Below are 21,603 nucleotides of genomic sequence, written 5' to 3' on the forward strand. Positions count from 1 at the left end.
ATTAGTTCTCGTGATCGAGTTGAGGTCTTAAATGCTTGTGTTAAGCGGGATAACAACTTGGTTACTACAGACAGCTTCGCGTTGTCAGCTAATTCTGTCGAATATCACTCAGCAGAACTGGCTGTTTGTGCAATCTGACTCAGAGAGTCTAAGTCCCTGTGAGCATCAAGTTGATGCTTTTGAGTTCAGCGGCTGCGATCAGCCAGGTCCGGCTGAAAGCAAAGTCTGCAGGTATTGGAAATCGATTATACCGTTTGGATCTCGCCCCATGGCGTCCACAGTTGGAGATTCTAGGTGCATCGAGCACTGTAAAGCATCATAGGTCTGTGTCCGTACACAGTTGCCTTGAATTGCATGGCGATCAACCAACGAGGCTCTCTGACCGACCAACTCAGCGGCGATCAGGACTCTCCGCTGTTTCATTACAGTTGGACTCTCGCGAAGTTAGTTCCGGCGAGCGGTTTGCAACAAACCTACAAATACTCAACGATCATCTGCAGGGCTTAATCTGCCCCTCTGGCATGTTGGTTTCGTACCTAGGCTCGTTCCCCTCGGTGACCAGTTGGCAACCGCTTCAAATTAATTTGCAGCCAATACGTTGGAATCCGAGAAGCAGTCGTTTACCTCGGTCACTGCTATTTTCGTGGGTGACCGTCCGCATTTCCCTCAAACTGTCCTCGATTATCCACCCCCTCGAACGCGATTCCATCGGGATGCAGCTGTCGGCATCCAGCAATTCGCAAGAAGTCCACCCGCGGGTGGCGCTTAGATTTCAGCTTACCGGCAGCTACACCACCTGGACGACGCTGGAAGCACCGTTTAGTCCGCTGCCTTACCGACCACTTTGCTCAGCATAGCCCGCAGGCGGGCATCACCAAAGCGGCAAATCTCGGGCAACCTGGTGACCTCTTGAAATCTGCTGGAATCACTTCACTGGTGAATCCCTAAGCATTCGCCTGCTGTGGATTGATCCGGCTTGGCTGATTGGTGTTACTGCCTCGCAGTGTTTACCCCACATCCCTCCCCGCCACGCCCCCCTCTTCATAACCATTCTCTGTTTTGCAAATTACGAAAACACCATGAGCACCAGGGTTTAGCGATTCCGAGTCCCGTTCGGTCCTCTAGAGCGGACGCTACGCTTTACTGAAAACTGGACAAAGAAGTGGGGGGTTGAGAAGTTCTCACATTGACGCCTGAGCATCGGTTGACGGCGCCGCAGTCCTGCTAGGGAACAAGTATAGTGACGGGCTAGCTACTCACTGAATGCATGCTGACACCAGTCCCGCTCGAGAGAACTGCCCCCTGGTGGGCGCCAACGATGCTGACGATTCTCATGCCCCAGGCAGCATAACTCTGGCGCCACCCTCGTCGTCCCATTGCAGTCGAGTTGCGAACTCCAATGGCCCGCGTATGCTCTTCGGTTTAGCGGGGTACAAAAACCTCGCCACTTCGATCATTCCAAGATTTGCAAGGGATCAGCAGACCAAGATGGCAGCCATCATTCATCCGCTTCTTGCACTCCAGGCCTCCCTCTCTCGACAGGAACTTGCTCGACAAATACTGAGCTTAAAGCCCAGAACCGAATTTTGCGAAGTTACTTAGCTTCTACTCAGGCGGGAGTTACACCCGCTAGCCATTCAAACATCTCCAGTTCGATTCTTGCATATCTCGGTTCTGCCTATTCGTCATTGCTGTGTGACGTGACACGTTCTCGAGGTGGCGGCCCAATCAGGACGGCCACATAAGCCAGCGGCGTTTCACCTGGAATCGCCTTTCTTTTTCCGCGAGCAGAATAAGGCAGCACCGGCTCAACGGTTCGAGTGCCAGGTTCATCCACCAGCGTGACCTTCGCCTCGTGCCCCCCGCCTGGATCCCAGCCACCAACGAGAACCAACACGCGGCCATCTTTGCGTTCAGGAAGGTCGCCGCTAACAGGGCAAAAGCCACTAGAGTTCTTGCCGACAAGACTACCACTCCAGACGCGATTGTCGACTTCATCGTCCTCAAGCAGTCCGTCACAAACAGGCACCCAGTCTGTGACAGCGAAATACTCGGACTCGCCCAGTTCTTTGAGTTGCTCTGCAACCCAGGACTCGACGACTGGTCCATCCTGCTTCGGAGTGCGAGTGGTGTCCGGCATGATCACCTTGACGAACACCTGATTGAATCGCTGCCGCGCGATCGATGCTGGCGTTGGATTCTGGGCGGGTAGCTCAGCAGCAAAAGTCGTGAGTGTGTAGAGAACCAACAGTAGGGCGAGGATAGGACATCTCATTCTGTACCTCACAATGTGTCAGTCTGACAGAATTTTGGCAGAACGGTAGAAATCAAGCAGTCGCCGCGCATGATTTCCAATTGGTAAAGCACCCTTTCGGCGACTTGCATGCATTTCACGGTTCTGTTTCGGTTCCGCGCAAATGCCTGACCGATGTAACAAAATTTGGTCCGTGATACCACTGGATCTTATGTATGAACGCTGTATTCAAAACGAAGCGGCGTGGCTGATCCCCGACCGTTTCCAGCAGGATGTAGTCATTACCAAGGTACACAATTTTGTGTAGTGAACCTATAGTCGTACCAACCTCAATTTTCGGATCTCCGTACCGCGTGCCCGACGGCAACTCTGATTTCTTTGTTCTAAGTTGATCTGCAAATCCCTTCAGCGAGGCGTTCGCCTTGGCAGCGACATCAGGATGTTTTTCGAACAGTTCCTTCTGGGTAAGCGTCGCGACATCGTGTTCCAATTCAAACTGATCGCTAGTGAGTATCGTTAAATCGCAGATATTAGTTTCATTGTGTGAAACCAGCCCAACGCGTGTATTTGCAGTGAGAAATCCCAGAAGTTTTTCCGGGTGCTCCTCGCTTAAGCCGATACTTGCGATCGATTGCAGAAGAAACAGGGCTGTCAGGTATCGCGTCATAAATGATCAACTCCGAACTTTGAGGAAGGACTCAAGAAACAGAACGACCACCGTAACCGGGCGGCGGTGACAGACTTGCAAGAAATCAAAAAACCAACCACCGCCGATCCGGTTCACGGTATGGTTATCCGCCGTCTTGATCAAGCAACCCGAACGACACGTTCAATCGCGTCCAGTGCAAGTGAGTCAAACTGCCCCGCACCAGGAAAGCGTTGTCGTTGGATAGCAATTTCGAGTAAAGGTTTTGCGTTGACGTCGATCGTTCCCTCGTCCATGAGTTGGCCGAGTCCAGTTGCGATGATTGTGGCATCAAGCGTAAAGCTATCCCAATTTTCCGATTCGTAGGCGAGTGAATAATCGGAGAGTTGGCCGTTCAAAATCCAGTCGAAGCAATCCGTTAGTGAGGCACTGGGGTTTTCGTCTCGCCAGCAACGCCATTCGTAGTAGGCATCGCTACCTTCGTCGCTCCCGAACGGAGTGGACTCGTCAACGCAATCCCAAAACAGTGGTTCGGCCATCAGTTCGCGAGCACGCGGATGTGCGGTCTCTGGTTCATTAAACGGGTCGTGTTCGGCCATGATTTCTTCAGTCGGATAACGAATAGCAATCTATCCCAATTGGGAGCACAGCGAGCACGGAGGGATAGATTGTCCGTTGAGCTGAGACGCTTCGCTCGACAGGTGCTATGCGAATCATATTGAGCTGGCGTCTGAGGAAAGTCAGTTTAGCCTAGTCAGAGATGGCTTGGCAAGCAGTTTGTTGAGCAGAATGGAGACGCATCGAGAGGCGGATAGACAACAGGATCTTGCCGTTGATCTACCCAGCTTGAAGAAAAGATCCTCGGCGCTCCCGCGACGCGACACTTGCAATTGCCTTCCAGTATGCACACACCTTGGGCAGGAGCCGACAGTAACCAAATTTCGGAGCTCAATACCGATCAGGGCAGGGCAGCTACTTGGTACCTCTCATCCTCGCTTCCTGTCTGTGTACGTTCAAACTGCCTGCTACCGGACAACCTGCAACACTCGATACTGGGGTTCTGAGCTAGCGCTTCCCCAGGTGGTAGTTCCCCCCACTTGTCCTCAACTCATTTCCAGTGCGCACGGCGAGTACTTTGGAATCTCTCAAGTTTAGGTCAAGGTTTGTGTTCATCGGTTGCCACGAGTTTCCTCTTTGTGGTGTCACTAAATTACGGCCATACTCAGTTGTACATGCGCCCCCTCTCAGAACCTGACTAGCCCCGTTAAAGCATCCGGCTCCCAGCTAACACCTGACACCAGCTTCTCACACACTGCGGCTCAATGCAATCAAGTCCGTGATCCGGCCAGGAAGTGCAACGGGTTGCGATCCAAGAACAGGCGGTACTTCGGCCAACTGAGCACAGAGCCCTTGTGGCTCCAGCGACGCATCCGGCGAAGGCCAAGACGACGTGCGACTTCACGGTACTTCAGCAACCAACGCCAGTGATCATTGACATTATAGTACTGATAGTGACCACTGAGTTTCGCATTGAGCGTCGGCCAGACTGGGGCCATCGGAGTCGTCAGGTTCTCACGGAACCATTCTTTCAGCGAAGCGACCTTCTGTCCGAACTTCTTCGTAGCAGTTTTCCTTTTCAGCTTGAACTTGCCTGAGCGACTTCTGCCGCAGTAGTCTGTCAAAACCAGGAAGTCGAAAGTGCTCGGAGCCCCTTCACCCAACTGCTGGCAGTCGCAGTGAGCAAAGCGGCCGAAACGAATCAGTCTCGTCTTCTCCTGTGCAACTTCTAACGAGTACTTGGCCAAACGCTTGACCAACATTTCTTGAAAGCATTTCGCATCGTCGGCGCGTTCAAACGCGAACACGCTATCGTCCGCATATCGAATCAACTAAGCTTCGCCTCTGAGCCTATCCTTTAAACTATTGCGAGGTCAGTGGTCATTGCCTGCCGGCACAGTCGAGCCTGGGTACGGGACAGCCTGCCCTGAATCTTTCACAATCGGCATTTGAGCTTCCACAGAGGCCATGTATTTACCGAGTTCTGTGGCAAGTCGCTCTCGCACATCCGTTTGCTTTTCCGCCAGGTTGTTGCGTTCTCCCAAGTCCTCGGCCAAGTTGAACAACTCGTATTGTTGCGATTCGTGGTAGTAGATCAGCTTCCAGGCGCCCAGCCGGATGGCGCTGGAGGGGCCGATGCCGGGTCCCTTGGGCCCCCAGTTGTTTGGAAAGTGCCAGATCAGTGGACGGTCCTCGCGAGACTCGTCCTGTTCGCCTCGCAGTAGGTTTACGAAGCTGCGGCCGTCGACTGCGTCACCAACCTGCTCAGCGTGCTGGATACCGGCCATTTCCAGTACCGTGGTGAAGAAGTCCTCAATGATCACGGGCTGCTGGCAAACGGAACCGGCTGAGGTGACGCCAGGCCAGGCAACGATCATCGGCACACGGACGCCACCTTCGTGCGCTGAGCCTTTGCCACTGGAAAGTGGTTTGTTGTGCGTGTGAGGTTTTCCGCCGCGACCGTGTGCACTCAACCCGCCGTTGTCGGACATGAACAACACGATCGTCTCGTCGGCCAGACCATGCCGTTCGACGTTGGCCAGGATGTCGCCCAGCGACTTATCCATCCCTTCAACCATGGCGGCGTACATAGCTTCCGCATCATCGAGGCCAGCATCACGATACTTTTGGTAGAACCGGGAATCGGCGGCAAATGGGACATGCACGGCGTAATGGGACATGTAGAGGAAGAACGGTTTACCGTCCGCGACGGCCTCGTCAACTGCCTTGTTGGCCTCAATCGTGAGAGCCTCCGTCAGGAAAATGTCCTTGCCGTGGTAACTCTCCAAGTTGGGCACGTCCCAAACGCGATCTGCGTTCCTCCATGCCGCGCTAAAGTTTTGCTTTCCAAGGAAGCTGCCGGGTCCACCCGCCGCGTGGCCAGCGATGTTGACATTGAAGCCGACGTTACGTGGATCGCTTGCGGGCGTCCCAATCGCTCCGAAGTGTGCCTTCCCGACATGGATCGTCCGGTAACCGACTTCCTGCAAGAACGCTGGGAGAGCTTTTGCAGGGACAGTACGTTCGATTCCCGGCTGGGGACTGAGGCCATTAACATTCCATTGTGGGAAATCGAGTTTCGCATGTCCTCGATCGTTGCTGGCGTTTTTTCTAAGTGTCCAGTTCGTGACACGATGCCGAGCAGCATTGAGTCCCGTCATTAGGCTGATACGCGTCGGTGAACAGACACTGCACGCATACGCCTGTGTGAACTTCATGCCAGCCTTGGCAAGTTGCTCCATGTGCGGCGTGCGGTAGCGCCGGTTGAAGTCAGTGACTTCCGTATGGAACGGCACCGAGGTGTCTTGCCAGCCCATATCATCTACGAGAAACAGCACGATGTTCGGCTGTTTGTTTTGCGGTCGAATGTGACCTGCGACAGCCTTTGCGATTGCCAGGTAACCTTCGGCGTTGGGATGCACACCGTCACCCTCACTGAGCAGTTCCGGGCGGTCCCGAAGAACTGCGTTGAGTTCCAGCAGTGAAACGTCTTGATCAGCGTGCTTCGTGGCCAGCTTGCGAACGCGATTGCACAGTTCTTGCAGGCGAGGTTTCCGTTCTGACAGATCAGCCACGCGTTTCTCGGACAGTCCCGGTGTGGTGAGAACCATCGCAGTTGGCGTGCAAAGTACGATTCGTGACTTCGACGGCAACTCGGCCAGCGTCTTGATCAACTCCGAGTAATCGTTGTCGAAGCGTTCGATTTGCTCCCAGTTATTCCGGCTACCACCAACCGTATCGTTCGTCCCCAGGGAAATGATCGCGATGTGTGGCTCAAACTTTTTGACGGCATCCAGATTGGTCCAAATTTTCGGCCGACCAGTCTTGATCAGTGTCGCCCCACCGATGCCGAAGTTGCGGACTTCAAAGTTGTAGCCCAGGAGTTCCTGCAAGCGAGCCGGGTAGGATTCGGCCTTTGCATCGACCCGCGCTCCTGCCGTGATGCTGTCACCCAGGCAGGCCACACGAATCAGTGAAGTCTCCTCAGCCAGCGCCGCGGTCTGTACGATAACGCAGATTACGAACGCTGCGAGGAGCCGATAAATAGGGCGGTCAAATTTGAATATCATGGTATGGTCGATTCATTGTCATTGATTTTGAGCCCGGCTACCGCTTCGCTTGTTCTTCCCTGACTTCGAGGATGGCCTTCGCCAATGCCCCCCATGAGTGCGAAGGTTTTGGCGCACCCGAGGTAATGATAACCGGCATTGGATGCACCACGGGCACGGAGGGCAACTTCTTCCGGGTTCACCAGCTCCGCCTCGTACTATCGCAGGTAATCTCGCTGCTGCTCCTTCGACATCGAACCATCGGCGCTGGCGGCGTTCTTGTTCTCCGTTCTCAACAGATACTTGCCCTTGTCGCCGCTGACGGCGAGCTGGGCCTCGGCGACGATCTTGTGCTGCCCTGACAATTTCCATCCGTCGAAGCCGATCGTGGCAATGACAAACGGAGCCTTTTGCGCCTCAAACTTTTTCCGCAGCGTCTTGATGAGGTGGACGAGGTTCTGCTCATACCGGCTCGCGTACGGCTCGCCGCCTTCTTTGTGGCCTTGCCACCACCCGAAACCGGCGATTTCGTAGCCGCGGCCTTTCCATTGAGGAAACTCTTTGTCGAAATTGTTCAGTACCTCGTGGGCCGCATTGAAGCAGTCATCGTACTGCTTGCCGGCGTACCAGTTGATCCGCTCAAGCTTTGCGCCTTTCACAGTAGATTCAGGCGGCCGGTCACCTAGTCTATTCTATCGTAAGCATCAGGGCCAATCGACATGGTTGCACCAATTCAATGGCTCATCGAAATGAAGCGTGCTGCTGGGCGAGACATAGATCTGATGTAGCCGTTCACGGTTGTCTGCAACTTAAGCTCAAACCTGAAGCAATGGTTCAAGCTGTCTGGTGGATGAGGAAGGTCGCGAACGACCGACTAAATGCTTCGCAGCGGTGAGCTTGCTTAGTACTACTCCGCGCTGTTGAGTTTGGTTGGGGGCAAGTCGGGTGCAGCAGAGAATGTTGTTGGCAGGGATATCGCCAGAGCAATTCATCTTCCTGCCCCCATCTTCCTGTCAAAACGTCCGCCTGGATGCTTCGAAACCGTCCGCCGTTGTCAGCGACCTACACTCCAACCTGAAGCTATGGTTGAAATTGTAAGTCGATAAGGAAGGTCGTGAACAGTTACTTTTTCTTTTCGCATATTTGGCTTCTTTCGCGGTTATCTATCCTGGGACTAGGGAAGTTCAGGGGGGGGGGCGAATGACATTTGTCTGCGCAAGTTTTGATTTGCTTGAGCTTGCTTGTGGGAGTGTTGGTCAGGCGCAGTGTGACCGGCTGGCCAGCAGGACAGCCGATTAACAACCGCGAAAGACACGAAAGAAGCGAAAGGAGGGGGCTGGAAGTGAGGCCAGAGTTTGGTCTCGCGCCTTAGGTTGTAACCGTTCACGGTTGTCTGCAAATTAAGCTCCAACCTGAAGCAATGGTTCAAGCTGCCTGGTGGCTGAGGAAGGTCGCGAACGATCGACTAAATGCTTCGCAGCGGTGAGCTTGCTTAGTACTACTCCGCGCTGTTGAGTTTGGTTGGGGGCGAGTCGGGTGCAGCAGAGAATGTTGTTGGCAGGAAAATGTTGGCAGGGATATCGCCAGAGCAATTCATCTTCCTGCCCCCATCTTCCTGTCAAAACGTCCGCCTGGATGCTTCGAAACCGTTCGCCGTTGTCAGCGACCTACACTCCAACCCGAAGCTATGGTTGAAATTGTAAGTCGATAAGGAAGGTCGTGAACGGTTACTTTTTCTTTTCGCATATTTGGCGTCTTTCGCGGTTATCTTTCCTGAGACTGGGGAAGGTTCAGGGGGGGCGAGTGATATTGGTCTGTGCAAGTTTTGATTTGCTTGAGCTTGCTTGTGGGAGTGTTGGTCAGGCGCAGTGTGACCGACTGGCCAACAGGACAGCCGATTAACAACCGCGAAATACACGAAAGAAGCGAAAGGAGGGGGCTGGAAGTGAGGCCAGAGTTTCGTCTCGCGCCTTAGGTTGTAACCGTTCACGGTTGTCTGCAAATTAAGCTCCAACCTGAAGCAATGGTTCAAGCTGCCTGGTGGCTGAGGAAGGTCGCGAACGACCGACTAAATGCTTCGCAGCGGTGAGCTTGCTTAGTACTACTTCGCGCTGTTGAGTTTGGTTGGGGGCGAGTCGGGTGCAGCAGAGAATGTTGTTGGCAGGAAAATGTTGGCAGGAAAATAGCCAGAGCAAGATCATCGCTTTTTGCAACCGGACTCGCCACTGCTGAAAATACTGCCGGAATCTCTGCTGAGAACAATGCTGAGAACACAAACTCCCTGGGCATCCACGAAGGTCACAGCCACGTTCAATCCGATGCGCAGTGCAGGGCTGGGCTGATCTATCCTTTGGCGATCTTTCTCATCTGCGCCGAAAAGCATAGCAACTTCCGTATTCATGAAGGTTACTCAGCCAACGAAAACGATCGCTGGATGCGTTGGTTTCCCAAATACGATCGCCCGCCGGGACCGCCGTTCGGCCCGGCAATGAAGAACGGTTTTCGCTATTATCGAGCGTTTGAATACCCTTCGGTGGAATTGGACATCAAGAACCGAACCGCCAACATCCAGTGGAAACACCGATGAACAGACAAGTGCCAGTGATGCGGATCGCGATCTTGCTTCTTCTCGGTGGTTTGCTGTGAGATACATATGCTGCGTAAGACCCGGTCGACGCCTCAACGACACCAGCAACACCAAAGTAATCGACCGGCGGACGGCGGTTTGGGCATGGCACGGAACTTTTCGCGAAACGATCGTTTCGACGACGCATATCCACTAGACTAGGACCCTGACAATGTGAGTCCCCGACGGGGCAGCGTCCGAACAACTATCGACAGGGAATACCAATGCATGCTTGGGAACGAACAATTACCGTACTGCTGGCACTGAGTCTACTGCTACCGCTGGGCGGTATCGCGAGGGCAGATGATCAGAACAAGCCGCATGCGGTTATTGTCGTCGGCACATTGCACTATTCGCCTGAGTTGACGATGCCGGTCTTTGCGGAGGAACTCGAGCGTTTTGGATTTCGGACAACCGTCATCATGGGCGAGGGCAATCCGGAGAAGAAAACCGAGAACGTCTTGCCAGGAATCGAAGCACTCGCCGATGCGGATGTTGCGATCTTCTTTATGCGATTTCTCAACTTGCCGGACAAAGAGTGGCAGCCGATTGAAGACTACCTCACATCAGGAAGACCCGTCATCGGACTTCGCACGGCCAATCACGCGATTCGATTTCCCAAGGATCACCCTCGCGCCGCATGGAACGATGGCTTCGGTCGCCGTGCATTGGGAACGCCGTACATTGTACATCAAACGAGCGAAACCAAAATCAGTGTCGTGGCGAAACATCGCAAGCACCCAGTGATGACAAATGTTACCAAGACGAACTGGGAGTCGCTGGGAACGCTCTATCTAACCCGGCTCGAAGGCGGTGTTGTTCCACTGGTGATCGGGACCGGCGAAGGCAAACCACGATTGCTGGAGAAATCGTTTGGCCCAATCATGGTCAACGAGTCCGAGTCTGATATCGTTGCTTGGGCTTGGGAAAACGAATGGGGCGGGAAGGTGTTCGGGACAACCTTCGGACATCCCGGTGACTTTGCTGAGGAGTCGTTTGTACGGATGCTGGTCAACGGAACGTGTTGGGCCGTCGATCATCCACTACCTTCCGCTGATGACAGAATCACGACGTGGAAGATCGGACGAGTTGATAAATAGTCAAACAACTGATTGACACCGGGTTTCCATTTGAGCCACTGGAAAAACGTATATGCGAATATCGATGAAAAACAAATTACCCGTGATGTTTCTTATTTTCTGGATTACTACAACCGCGGTTCTTGCGGGGGCACCAGTGCAACCTGGAGATAGAATCGCGATTGTGGGCAATACGTTTGCGGATCAGTTGCGGATTCACGGCTATTTGGAAACGTTGCTTTTGCAGTACACAGCTGACAAGCCAGTTTCGATTCGCAATTTGGGTTGGGGCGGAGACATGCTGACCGCTCGCGATCGGCCCACTAATTTTCCATCGGAAGAAGAAACGCTGACTGCGCATCGGACTGACGTCATCATCGCCTGTTTCGGTCTGGGCGAATCGTTTGCTGGTGAAGAACGAATCGCCGCCTTCAAGAGCGACTTGCAGGCCTTCATCGCCTCGCATGCGGGAAAGAAGTACAACGGAAAATCGGAAGTGCGACTGGTTTTGGTCTCGCCGATCGCTTACGAGGATCTTGGTGACATCACTCCAGCGAAAGAAAAGCGAAATCGCGAGTTGGCGGCTTATACGCGAGCGATGGGCGAAGTGGCCTCCGATGCCCACGTGCCCTTTGTCGATTTGTACACGCCGTCACTTTACTTGATGAACGACCCCACTGGGCCAAACTTAACTACCAATGGCATTCATCTCAATCGTTATGGCTACTGGGCGATGGGCAAGTCGTTCTTCGATCAGCTCACCGTAAGCAACCAAATGCATGGCCATGAACCATGGCGGCTGGCTATCGATGCCGAAGCGGCGACCGCATCGGCTCGCGGCGTTAAGATTTCCGAAGTGGAAACGTCGGACACCGCTGTTATCTTCATGGTCACCGAAACATCTACGCCCAGTCTACCGCCTCCAACAGACCAGCCCTTGCCGCCACAAATGCAGTTTAATCGCGATACGCTTCGCGTCGAAAGGCTCAAGCCGGGAATGTATCAGCTCGCAGTCGACGATCAACGCGTCGCTTCAGCAACAGCAGAAGTCTGGGCTGCGGGAGTACCGATTGATTCTTCGCCGGCCCATCACGCGGCCGAGAAACTCCGCGCTGCGATCAATGATAAGAATCTTCAGTTTACGTATAGCTGGAAAGCGCTCAACCAAGTTCACATCGTCGGCGAGCGCAGAACGTCGCCAAGTGGCAAGGAGCTTCCGCGTGAAGTGATCGAATCTAGTGAACTCGCCAACCAGCGAGATTCAACGCTGCACAGGGCAATCGAACTTAAGGCACGACGGTGGCGGATCTCGCGTATCGAGAAATAAACCTCCCTTCGCGATAACCTTTTCGCGGCCGACCAATGCTGCTTGATACGCGGATATTTATTAGAGTAGAAAATTATGAAACCACGAGTCTTTCGCTTTCTGATTCTTGAATTGGCAATGGCTGCCTTCCTTGCCGGAGCAGCGTCAGCGCAGGATTCTTCTGGAATCAAGAACTTGCAAGATGCTGACATTGATCTGATGAACAATCATGATCCTGCGTCGGAGCTTGAGAACTTTGAATTGCTTTCTGGCTATCAGGTCAATCTGTTTGCGTCGGATCCGATGCTGGCGAATCCCGTGCACATGCACTGGGATTCTAAAGGCAGGCTGTGGGTCGCGTGCTCCTGGGCGTATCCCCAACTTAAGCCGGGCGAAGTCGCCAATGATAAGATCATCATTTTGGAAGATACCAACGGTGATGGTGCGGCGGATAAATCCACTGTGTTTGCTGACGGTCTCTATCTGCCCACCGGACTCGAATTTGCCAACGGTGGCTGCTATGTGGCCCAGTCGCCCGATGTGTTCTTTTTGAAAGACACCGATGGCGACGATGTTGCGGACGTCAAAGAACTGGCGTTGACGGGTTTCGGAATTGAAGACAGTCATCATTCCATCAGCGCTTGGCGTCGTGGCCCCGGCGGGTGGCTCTACTTTCAGGAAGGGATCTTTCTGCACGCCCAAGTGGAAACGCAGCACGGCGTCGTCCGCAACTTCAACGGTGGCGTCTTCCAGTTCAATCCTCGCAGTCAGGAATTGCGGATGTTCTGCCGGGGCACTGGCGGAAATCCTTGGGGGCACGTCTTTGATCGCTGGGGACAGTCCTTCATGGTCAACAATCCTAGGATCATGTATCTTTCTCCCGCCACGGGTAACAGTGGAGAATCCGTTCGGATTCAGCCTCTGATCAGTACGGAGAAGCAGTGTGGAGGCGACCTTGCCACGGGCACCCACGTCGGCGATGACATCCGTGGTCAGTTGCTGACTTGTCGGTTCAAGAGTCGCACGGTTGTGCGCTACGAGTTCGTCGAAGACGGTGCCGGTTTTAATGCTAGTGTGCTCCCGCCGTTGATCAGTTCCGTGCATCCGAACTTCCGCCCAGTCGACGTGAAGATCGGACCTGATGGAGCTGTGTACGTGGCCGACTGGTACAACTCAATCATCAATCACGCCCAACATGACTTCCGCGACCCGCGGCGTGATCATGACCACGGGCGCATTTGGCGAATCACGCATAAAGAACGTCCCCTAGTTCAAAAACCGCAGCTTGATGGTGCTTCGATTCAGTCGTTGGTCAACGAGCTCTCCAGCCCTCAAGATTGGAATCGTCACCAGGCACGCAAGGAACTCAGTGAAAGAGATCCCGCGCAGGTCCTGCGCACGCTCGAAGCATGGGTGGAAACGCTCAGCGACGATGATCCTGATCATGACCATCATCTGGTCGAAGCCATGTGGGCCTGCCAGAACGCTGGCCGCGTAAGTGAAAAAATCCTCAACCGAGTGATGGCGGCTGAAGATGGCCACGCTCGTTCAGCGGGAGCGCGTTTGATCCGCTATTGGCACGAGGAACTGACGGAGCCGATTCAGTGGATTGCCAAAGCGTCAGCCGATTCCTTCCCGCGGACTCGGATGGAAGCAGTGCTTTCGGCCGGTTTCATCCCACGGGCCGAAGCGTTCGTGGCGGCCTTGAACGCGCTGGACAGTCCTGCTGATCCGATGGTGGATCAAGCTCTAACGCAAACGACCAAGGCGCTCAAACCCTACTGGCAACCGGCCATGGAAAGTGGTGCTCTGCAGTTCGCAAAACAGTCTCACCGCGAGTTTGCCCAGCGTGGTATGGGGATTGGTTTGGAAGACCGGCTCGCTAATTTCCTGCAGCAAACGTCCCCGGTCAGCAAGGAAATCGCGGAGCTTCAGTCGCTCTTGTTAAAGTCAGGTACAGCACCCGAAGTGACGATGGTCCTTCGTGCTTTTGCCAGGGAGCGGGGAGTCAAATCGTCCGAGGCCAAGATCGCTTTGCTCGAGACGCTCGAGCGGATGGCGGCATCGCGTTGGCCTGGCTCAATCAAACGTAGCGCGCGTGGTCTACGGCGACTGCTCAGCAACGAAGATGACACGATCGCCGTGCTCGCAGCCAACAATCTTGGTGCTTGGGGGGTTGCCGGTGATGAAGAACTCGCAGCCATGCGGAGCGGTAACCACAGTGCTGCAGTCAGCGCAGCTTTGGCAATTGCTCTGTCCCAGACGAATGGAAAACGCTACGCATCTCAGTTAAAAGACCTTGCAACAAGCGGTGATCTAACGACTCGCTACGCGGCTGTCATTGGATTGGTTCATGCTGATCTTGAAGCTGGAGCAGAGCTTGCCGCTCGAATTCTTGCCGAAGACCCCAGCGAATCTGATCCAATCACTCTCGTCAGATCTTTCTTAAATCAAAAAGACGGGGCCCAGCACCTGAGCGATGCATTGCAGAATAACAAGGTACATCCAGCGGTGGTTGCCAGTGTCAGCCAATTCCATCGCCACACCGGCTTGCTTCCTGACTCCTTGGCAAAGCGCTTCCGGTCGAATGCATCGAGTGCTCTCAGTGCTGAACTGCTCGCAGAGAACATCGACGCGCTCACGGCTGACGTGGAAAGGCTGGGCGATCCCGCCCGCGGTGAGATGATTTACCGTCGCTGGGATGTTGCTTGCACGCGGTGCCACGCGGTTGGGTCCGCTGGCCCCGAGATCGGTCCGAATCTGGTCGCCGTGGGCGGTGCAGCCACGACGAAGTACATGGTGCAGTCAATTCTGAAGCCCAACGCTGCAATCGCAGAGCACTACGAGACAAAGACGTTCCTGCTTGAAAGTAGTACCGTTCAGACGGGCATCGTCGTTTTTCGAAATGAAACGGAAGTCGTCGTGCGTGATTCTGCCAATCCCGAAAAGGAAGTGCGGTTGGCCGTCGCAGAAATTGAAGCGGAGGTCCCAGCCAAGTCCTTGATGCCCGCGGGCTTAGCAGACCAACTGCAAAGTCGTGGCGAGTTTCTAGACCTCGCAAAGTTCGTATCGCTACTCGGAAAACCGGGCCCTTACGCAAACGATGAGACGCCCGTCGTTCGTAAGTGGCGTGTCGTCGAAGCACCCGCAATTGGTGCGCTCCCAGCTGAGCACTCAAGCTGGCAACCCGCCTACAGCAAGGTTAATGGTGAGTTGCCCATCGAAGACCTGCCACTGGCGGACCGTGTATTCGCACGCGGCTTCGTCAACATATTAGTGCCGGGTATGATGAAACTTGAAATCAACCAACTCAATGCACTGGATCTATGGATTGACGCCGTCCCCGTCACCGACCTCGGGGCCGCGATCAAGTTGGAACGAGGCCGCCACACGCTGAAATTTGCAATTCATAGAAGCAAACGCGATACTGGTTTGCGTGTCGAATTAAAACCCGCAGACGACGTCGTTAGATTTAAACTAGAAGGCGGCCCGTAACGGAGCTTGCCTGGTAGAACAGTCGTCTGAGCGGTCAATATGTCCCCAGGACTTCGATTCGATGAAATCTCAACTCTCAATCTGCGTGGTTTTGCTCGGCAGTATTTGGGACCAACGAAACGAAGAAATAATGATAAGAACATGGGTCTGCTCGCTGATTCTGTTAATCGCAAGCATAGGCAGCGCTGCGGAAACGGAAGCGGATTTCTATGTTTCCGTGGACGGTTCCGATAGTTGGTCCGGTATGCTGGCTGCACCAAATGCACAGAAAAGCGACGGGCCCTTCGCGACACTCGAGCGGGCGCGTGACGCGGTGCGGGAATTGAAGAAGCAGAATACGACGGATCTCGTTGTCCTGATCCGTGAGGGAACCTATCAACTAACCAACACCATTGTCTTCGGCCTGGGAGATTCAGGAGTCGGCACATCGACCATTACCTACGCAGCTTACCCGGGCGAAACACCCATGTTCAGCTCCGGACGGGCAATCCAAGGCTGGGAACCAGTGGCAGGCGGGCTCCCGGGCTTGCCGGAGTCTGCGCAAGGGAACGTGCTGGTCGCGAAAACTTCGGCTCGGTTCTTAACGCTCTATGATGCTGACGGAAGGTTGCCACGCGCACGGTCGGAGCGTTTCGTTCCGAAGGGCAGCGCGACAGAACTCCGTTTTCCTAAGGGGCAATTGAAAAACTGGCCGAATGTGGAGGATGTTGAAATCCTGGTCCGCCCCACGCGGCTTTGGACGATGAATGTCTTGCCACTAGTGTCGGTCGATGAAGAAGCAGGTGTTGCTCGCACAGCTATTCCAGCGACGTATGGAATGAACAAAATCGGTTGCTGGGTTGAGAACGTCCTGGAGGAACTCGACGAACCAGGCGAATGGGCGCTCAACACCAAAGACGGAAAGGTTTATCTTTGGCCTCGATCCTCCTGGCACGAAGGCAAGCCGACTGTGATGGCTCCTCAATTGATCGAATACATTCGAGTCGAAGGGACGATCGACAAAGAGGGCCCCAAAGATATTCCCGTTCGCAACCTGTGCTTTCGCGGTATCACGTTCCAGCATGGGGAGCGTTATACGCTGGCTGCCGACGATGCCGGCTTACAGCATGACTGGGATATGTTCGACAAAGACAACGCGCTCGTTCGACTTCGCGGCGCCGAGAACTGCGCCATCGAGCAGTGCCATTTTCTTCATAGCGGAAGCGGCGCGATACGCGTGGATCTGCATGGGCAAAACAACAAGATCACCGGAAACCATATCGCACACATGGGCGGAGGTGGCGTTCTGCTTTGCGGCTACGGCCCCGGCACCAAGGACGTGAACAAGAACAATCTCGTCTACAACAACGCTATTCATCACGTCGGAGAGATCTACTGGCAGTCACCCGGGATCTACATTTGTCAGAGCGGCGAAAACCGCGTGGCGAACAACTTGATTTACCACACCAACTATACGGGGCTGATCGTCTCGGGAATTATCCACCGCTTTATCACGCGAGGGAATAAACGCGAATCGCAGCGTACCATCCGCTGGCATGAACTCGCCGGCTTGCCGAAGAACCCAGAGCCAGACGACGTTCGCCCGTTTCTACACACGCGCAACAACCTGATCGAATGCAACGAGATCCATCATGCGATGAAAATTCTGGGTGACGGCAACGGGATCTACGTGCGCGGTGCTGGACCAGGCAACGTCATTCGTCGAAACTACATCCACCACTTGGTGTCCGTGATAAATGGGCAAAGCGCGATTCGGACCGACGGCGGACAAAAGGACACACTCATCGCAGAAAACCTGATCTACAAATGCAAGTCGCAAGGCGTGACGTTGAAGCTGAACAACCGCTTCGAAAACAATATCGTCGCCGACGTCATCGCACCCCGCGGAATCTATCTGAAGATCGTCGAAGGACCGATGCAGGGCGCGAGCAACAAGCGGAACATCTATTATTCGCCACTCGCAGATTGCACCTTCATCTCCGAACCGGGAGGGGGAACAGGAAACGTCGGCGAGGATCGACGAGGCCGCGTCCCAGCACGGATGAAGGACATCGATTCCGACAACAACATCTACTTTTGCAAGTCGGACACCAGCCTCGGCGACAAGACATTGGAAAAACTCCAACGTGATGGCGTCGACGGGAGCAGTCTAACCGTGGATCCGATGTTCGTTGATCCTGAGCACGGTGACTTCCGATTCAAACCCGGATCTCCCGCGTTGAAACTGGGCATCACTCCCTTCGACACGACTAAGGTCGGTTTAGTTTCCGACGCCAAATAACGAACAACAACTATTAACCAATCGGACGAAACTCTATGAACGAACGACGGTTATCATCGTGTTCAAGCAGGATGGTTGTTCCCTGGCTTGGGTTGTCCTTTGTCATTGCGCTGCTGCAAGCAAGTTTGGCGTTGGCGATTGAGCCGCAGGGCGTCTCGACAACTGCGAGTCAGGACGAGCGTTCTTTGCAGATCAGTGACGGAAGTCGCTTTGTGCCCAAAGACTTTTACCCTGAATTCAGCTGGGAAACCACACCACTCTATTACATGTTTGGAGACAAGAACCGTGTGCTTCGTCCGGAACAAGTACGTTTCATTGCCGAGCGAACGGGTTTTCTGTGCATTGAAAAGTCACATGGAATGGAAGAGCTGGGGGCCGCTGAACTGGGTGCCAAGCATGAAGCGGCAGCGTTTAAAAAGATAAAATCCAGCGTAAAGGTGTTGTTTTACTTCAACGCCGCCTATGCCTGGCCATACACCTCGTACAACCGAGATTTCACCAAGCAACGCATCGACGCACATCCCGAGCTTAAGAAGTTTCTGATCCCCCACCCGCAGACCGGACGGCTGGCCGATCAATACGGTGCGTATTGCTTTGACGTATTAAATTCCGAGTTCCGTGATTGGTGGGTAGAGACGGTTGCTAAGGGCGTCGAAGAATCCGGATGCGACGGCACTTTCATTGATCAGATGCACGGCAATGTCAAGCTTCGACCAGACAAAGGGCCGGAGATCGCAGTGGCCATGGGCCAGATGATGGCCGCGCTCAAACAGCGTTTGGGGGCTGACAAAATTTTGCTCGCCAACAACGCCTACAGTTCCGACGCCAAACATGTTTACCCTGTCAGCGACGCGGTCATGTTTGAAAACTATGCGACAGTGAAGTCCAGCAAGGAAAGCTTGCTGGCCGAGTGGGCGCATATGCTGAGAAATGCTCAGGAGGGGAAAATCTCTGTTTTTCGCCTTGGGGTTGAAGGGACGGGCCGAAGAAACCTGAAGCCGAATATGCCGAAGCTTTCCCAGGAGAAGGCGGAGTTCGCTCTGGCTTGCTATCTTATCGGCGCGCAGCCTTACTCGTATTTCATGTACAGTTGGGGGTGGAAGTTGTCATCCGGTGCGCTTGTTGACTATCCCGAATTTGCAAAACCACTCGGCCCGCCCAAGGGCGCTTACAATCGCACTACTCCCGATGGCTGGGAATTCACCCGCGATTTCGAACACGCAAGCGTTTGGGTCAATACTGAATCCAGACAAGCCAAGATCACCTGGCGATAGCCGATCAAGGAAACACAAATGAATCAAAGAACCACAGCCAGCCTGCTCACGACAATGGCCCTGTTCGTGACCACTTTCTCGCATGCAGGTGATCCTGCAGACGCAGTCGTGGATGATAACGCTTCGACATCCGCCAAGGTTTTCAATATCAAGAGCTTCGGCGCCGTCGGTGATGGCGTTGCGATGGAGACGCAGGCAATCCAAGATTCCATCGATGCGTGTCACGATGCAGGCGGCGGGGTCGTTCGCGTGCCTGCCGGACATTTTCAGTTTGGCACGATCGTGTTGAAGAGCAACGTCACGCTATCGCTCGACCATGGGGCCAGCCTGCTGGGCAGCGCCGACAAGGACGACTACACAACCGAAGGCCTGGATGACCCGCGGGAGGGCGGGCCACACTGTCTGATTTATGCCCATGGCGCAACCAATGTTGCCATAGAAGGTCTGGGCATTATCGATGCCCGAGGGACTGCAGAGAATTTCCCGAGAGACAGATCGCGTGGTAAGAACCGAGGGCTTCGTCCACGTCTGCTGCGAATGGACAATTGCGATGGACTGAGTTTTTCCGGAGTCACCTGGAAGCGTCCAGCATTCTGGGGATTGCACCTCGTCGACTGCAAGCACATTCATTTTGACTCGGTGAAGATCCAGTTTCGCAACAACAATTTCAATAATGACGGTCTCGATTTAGACGGATGCGAAAATGTACTGATCGAAAACTGCGATATAGATTCCGGGGACGATGCGATCTGTTTGAAAAGCTCGAAAAATCCATGTCGGAATATTGTGGTGCGACGATGCAAAGTATCCAGCAACACGGCTGCCCTGAAACTCGGCACGTCGTCGCGTGGCGGCTTTATCGATGTGGAAGTCACCAACTGCTATTTCTATGACTGCCCGATGGGCGCGATCAAACTACAGTCAGTCGACGGAGGGCGTTTGGAGAATATTGCCATCTCACGCATCACTATGAAAGATGTTGGGAGTCCGATCTTCATCCGATTGGGCGATCGGGGAAGTACCTTCAGCAAGGATGAAAAAGAGAAACCACCCGTCGGAACACTGAAGAACATTCGCATCAGTGAGATCGTTGCGGAGGTTACGATCGAGGACCGGGAGAAAGCGACGCGGGCCGCTTACAAAAACATCAAAGCCGAAGATGCTCCGGGAATCACCGACAAAGAGAAGTCGAAAGCCGGTCCGATCATGATCACGGGAATTCCCGGTCACTACGTCGAAAACGTCCGCTTGCAGAACGTGACGATTTCGTTCCCTGGTCACGGCACAACGGAAGATGCTCAGCGCCCGGTCGCAGAGGATACCGATCGCTATCCAGAGCAGTACTTCTTTGGCGTGTTGCCATCCTGGGGAGCCTACATTCGGCATGCGAAGAACATTGAGTTCGTGAACGTGAACTTGGAAACACGGGGACCGGATGAGAGGAAGCAAATCTGCCTAGAGGATGTTGAAGGTTTTGTTGAACGGTGATCCATTGCAGTTTATGAACCACTCCTTGGAACCAGCTCCTAATGGACGCAAGAGAATGAGAATCCAAACGATCGTTGCCATCCTGATTGCTGTTGCGTCAACCAGCGGAATAACAGCTCAAGAAACACAGCGCCGCAGCAGGGTATCGCGAGCGGCCGAGGGAGCCAAATACCTGGAGACCGGCGGAGAACGCAAGCTGGAAGTTGTCTACAAAAAAATCTCCGGCAGAGAGCTCAAGCTGGACCTGTATTATCCGCTCGCCAAGCGTGCCGAAAAGTGGCCGGTGATTGTTTTTACTCACGGTGGAGGATGGGCCGCAGGTAATCGGTACAAGGCAGCCAGTGGATCTTTTGCGATCGTTTTTGAACAGTTGATTAAGGAAGGTTTCGCGGTAGCGCCCGTGACCTACCGATTGGCAAAAAAAGACAGCAATGTGGCGATGCGTGATTGCGTCATCGATTGCAAAGACGCCATCCGCTATTTGGCAAACAACAGTGACAGGTTAGGGATTGATCCTATGCGGATTTGTGTGATGGGAGATTCTGCAGGCGGCCATATCGCGCAGATGCTCCTGCTGGCGTCGCCTGAACAATTGCGGGGAGATCCAGCGCTTGCCGAAGTCCCCTACCGAATGGTTGCCGGTGTCTCTTGGTATGGCCCGTGTGATTTTGAAAAGGTGGAACTGTTCAACTACGATAATCAAGCGGACTTCAAGGATCGGTTTGCAGCCCGCATTTCCGGCTCAGATTCAGGGCCGACAGAAAAATTGGCTCGTTATCGCGAAGTCAGCCCGATCAACTACCTCAGCAAAAACAGCCCGCCACTGCTAATGATTCAGGGTGACAAAGATACGACCATTCCGGTCAAGCATGCGTACTATATGAAGCAGAAAGCGAACGAAGTTGATGCACCGGTTGAGATCATGATCATCAAGAACTCTGGGCACAACTGGCGTAAGGTCAACGCAGAAATCGATCCCTCGCGGGAAGAGATTGTCGAGCGTACGGTGCAATTCTTTCTGCAAAACAATCGGTAGCTTGGTTCGCCA

At 53.9% G+C, this 21,603-nt stretch carries 14 protein-coding genes; 8 read left to right on the plus strand and 6 right to left on the minus strand.

The genetic code is table 11. The annotated features are described in order from the left end of the window. Positions 1 to 1,678: 1,678 nt before the first annotated feature. The 6 genes from Q31a_RS18855 to Q31a_RS18885 form a co-directional block, all read right to left on the minus strand. Positions 1,679 to 2,275: a hypothetical protein gene (locus tag Q31a_RS18855; RefSeq protein WP_145081370.1), complete on the minus strand. Its 597-nt coding sequence runs from the start codon at positions 2,273 to 2,275 to the stop codon at positions 1,679 to 1,681. Positions 2,276 to 2,390: 115 nt separating this feature from the next. Then, positions 2,391 to 2,921 (minus strand): hypothetical protein, encoded by a 531-nt coding sequence (locus tag Q31a_RS18860; protein ID WP_145081373.1) that lies wholly within the window; start codon positions 2,919 to 2,921, stop codon positions 2,391 to 2,393. A gap of 140 nt (positions 2,922 to 3,061) precedes the next feature. Then, positions 3,062 to 3,499 carry a molybdate metabolism regulator gene (locus Q31a_RS18865; RefSeq protein ID WP_145081377.1) on the minus strand — a complete coding sequence of 146 codons (438 nt, stop codon included), beginning with the start codon at positions 3,497 to 3,499 and terminating at the stop codon, positions 3,062 to 3,064. Positions 3,500 to 4,228: 729 nt separating this feature from the next. Further along, complete coding sequence (locus Q31a_RS18870) at positions 4,229 to 4,789, minus strand: RNA-dependent RNA polymerase family protein (RefSeq protein ID WP_145081380.1); 561 nt, start codon at positions 4,787 to 4,789, stop codon at positions 4,229 to 4,231. 42 nt (positions 4,790 to 4,831) lie between these two features. Beyond that, positions 4,832 to 7,027 carry a sulfatase-like hydrolase/transferase gene (locus tag Q31a_RS18875; protein WP_145081383.1) on the minus strand — a complete coding sequence of 732 codons (2,196 nt, stop codon included), beginning with the start codon at positions 7,025 to 7,027 and terminating at the stop codon, positions 4,832 to 4,834. 197 nt (positions 7,028 to 7,224) lie between these two features. After that, positions 7,225 to 7,665, minus strand: a complete 441-nt coding sequence (locus Q31a_RS18885) for a sialate O-acetylesterase (protein ID WP_197355396.1) — start codon at positions 7,663 to 7,665, stop codon at positions 7,225 to 7,227. A gap of 1,586 nt (positions 7,666 to 9,251) precedes the next feature. Here Q31a_RS18885 and Q31a_RS18890 point away from each other — a divergent pair. The 8 genes from Q31a_RS18890 to Q31a_RS18925 all read left to right on the plus strand — a co-directional run bounded on the left by Q31a_RS18890 (position 9,252) and on the right by Q31a_RS18925 (position 21,591). Further along, complete coding sequence (locus Q31a_RS18890; RefSeq protein ID WP_261342725.1) at positions 9,252 to 9,593, plus strand: putative glycoside hydrolase; 342 nt, start codon at positions 9,252 to 9,254, stop codon at positions 9,591 to 9,593. A gap of 263 nt (positions 9,594 to 9,856) precedes the next feature. After that, positions 9,857 to 10,732, plus strand: coding sequence for a ThuA domain-containing protein (locus Q31a_RS18895; protein WP_145081388.1), 876 nt, complete (start codon positions 9,857 to 9,859; stop codon positions 10,730 to 10,732). 85 nt (positions 10,733 to 10,817) lie between these two features. Beyond that, positions 10,818 to 12,038, plus strand: a complete 1,221-nt coding sequence (locus tag Q31a_RS18900; protein WP_231691251.1) for an SGNH/GDSL hydrolase family protein — start codon at positions 10,818 to 10,820, stop codon at positions 12,036 to 12,038. Between the two features lie 75 nt (positions 12,039 to 12,113). Then, on the plus strand, positions 12,114 to 15,512 hold the full coding sequence (locus tag Q31a_RS18905) for a PVC-type heme-binding CxxCH protein (RefSeq protein ID WP_145081393.1): 3,399 nt from the start codon (positions 12,114 to 12,116) through the stop codon (positions 15,510 to 15,512). A gap of 130 nt (positions 15,513 to 15,642) precedes the next feature. Beyond that, positions 15,643 to 17,793: a right-handed parallel beta-helix repeat-containing protein gene (locus tag Q31a_RS18910; RefSeq protein ID WP_145081396.1), complete on the plus strand. Its 2,151-nt coding sequence runs from the start codon at positions 15,643 to 15,645 to the stop codon at positions 17,791 to 17,793. Between the two features lie 287 nt (positions 17,794 to 18,080). Then, positions 18,081 to 19,067: a putative glycoside hydrolase gene (locus tag Q31a_RS18915; RefSeq protein WP_231690833.1), complete on the plus strand. Its 987-nt coding sequence runs from the start codon at positions 18,081 to 18,083 to the stop codon at positions 19,065 to 19,067. An 18-nt stretch (positions 19,068 to 19,085) separates the two neighbouring features. Beyond that, a complete protein-coding gene (locus Q31a_RS18920; RefSeq protein ID WP_145081399.1) occupies positions 19,086 to 20,555 on the plus strand; it encodes a glycoside hydrolase family 28 protein in 1,470 nt (489 codons plus the stop codon). 55 nt (positions 20,556 to 20,610) lie between these two features. Continuing rightward, positions 20,611 to 21,591 carry an alpha/beta hydrolase gene (locus tag Q31a_RS18925; protein WP_145081402.1) on the plus strand — a complete coding sequence of 327 codons (981 nt, stop codon included), beginning with the start codon at positions 20,611 to 20,613 and terminating at the stop codon, positions 21,589 to 21,591. Positions 21,592 to 21,603 lie beyond the last annotated feature (12 nt).

The organism is Aureliella helgolandensis (assembly GCF_007752135.1).
GTDB lineage: Bacteria > Planctomycetota > Planctomycetia > Pirellulales > Pirellulaceae > Aureliella > Aureliella helgolandensis.